The sequence below is a fragment of the Amycolatopsis rhizosphaerae genome (assembly GCF_007713715.1).
GTDB classification, from domain to species: Bacteria; Actinomycetota; Actinomycetes; order Mycobacteriales; family Pseudonocardiaceae; genus Amycolatopsis_E; species Amycolatopsis_E rhizosphaerae.
Map to the genome: position 1 here is coordinate 1 of NZ_VJWX01000858.1, position 1,290 is coordinate 1,290.

1 protein-coding gene is annotated in these 1,290 nt (G+C 67.2%); it reads left to right on the forward strand.

The window, feature by feature from the left end; genetic code table 11:
- Positions 1-156 precede the first annotated feature (156 nt).
- Positions 157-1,272, forward strand: a complete 1,116-nt coding sequence (locus tag FNH05_RS37440) for an NDMA-dependent alcohol dehydrogenase (RefSeq protein ID WP_144593550.1) — start codon at positions 157-159, stop codon at positions 1,270-1,272.
- Positions 1,273-1,290: the final 18 nt, after the last annotated feature.

Sequence of the window (1,290 nt, forward strand, 5' to 3'; positions counted from 1 at the left end):
GTGCTCGGCGATCCGACCACGGCGAGTGCCGAGGCGGGGGAGGAGATCCTGCGCGGCTGGGAAGAAGCGCTACTTGAAACTGCCGACGCGCTGACCGAAGGTGTCATCATGGAGGCGTAGGTGCCTGCGTCCCGCGACACAAAGAGGTGATTTCGCGTGAAGACCAAAGCCGCTGTCCTGTACGAACCCCACAAGCCCTTCGAGATCGAGGAACTGGACCTCGACGGTCCCAAGAGCGGTGAAGTGCTCATCAAGTTCACCGCCGCCGGGCTGTGCCACTCCGACCTGCACCTGATCGACAACGACCTGGTACCCCGCTTTCCGATCGTCGGCGGGCACGAGGGCGCGGGCATCATCGAGGATGTCGGCCCGGGCGTCACCAAGGTCAAGCCCGGCGACCACGTCGTCTGCAGCTTCATCCCCAACTGCGGGACCTGCCGCTACTGCGCCACCGGCCGGTCCAGCCTGTGCGACATGGGTGCCACCATCCTGGACGGGGCCCTGCCGGACGGCAGCTTCCGGTTCCACGGCGGCGGCAACGACTACGGCGGGATGTGCATGCTCGGCACGTTCTCCGAGCGCGCGACCATTTCCCAACACTCCGTGGTCAAGGTCGACGAGTCGCTGCCGCTGGAGACCGCCGTGCTGGTCGGCTGCGGCGTGCCCACCGGCTGGGGCACCGCGAACTACACCGGTGGCGTCCGTGCCGGCGACACCGTCGTCGTCTACGGCATCGGCGGCATCGGGATCAACGCCGTGCAGGGCGCCGCGCACGCCGGCGCGCAGAACATCATCGCGGTGGACCCGGTGGCGTTCAAACGGGAAACCGCGCTGAAACTCGGTGCCACGCACGCCTTCGCCGGCGCGGACGAGGCCATGGCGAAGATCGTCGAGCTGACCTGGGGGCAGATGGCCGACCAGGCGCTGGTCACGGTCGGCACCGTGGACGAAGAGGTGATCACCTCGGCGTTCAACGCCGTCGGCAAGGGCGGGGTCGTCGTGGTCACCGGCCTGGCCAACCCGGAAAAGCTCACCGTGCACGTTTCGGGCGGCATCCTGACCCTGTTCGAGAAGACCATCAAGGGTTCGCTGTTCGGCTCGGCCAACCCGCAGTACGACATCGTGCGCCTGCTGCGGCTGTACCAGGCGGGCGCGATCAAACTGGACGAACTGGTCACCCGGCGCTACACCCTGGAGCAGGTCAACGAGGGCTACCAGGATCTGCGGGACGGCAAGAACATCCGCGGCGTGATCCTGCACGACGCCGCCTGATCCCACCCACCCGAAAGG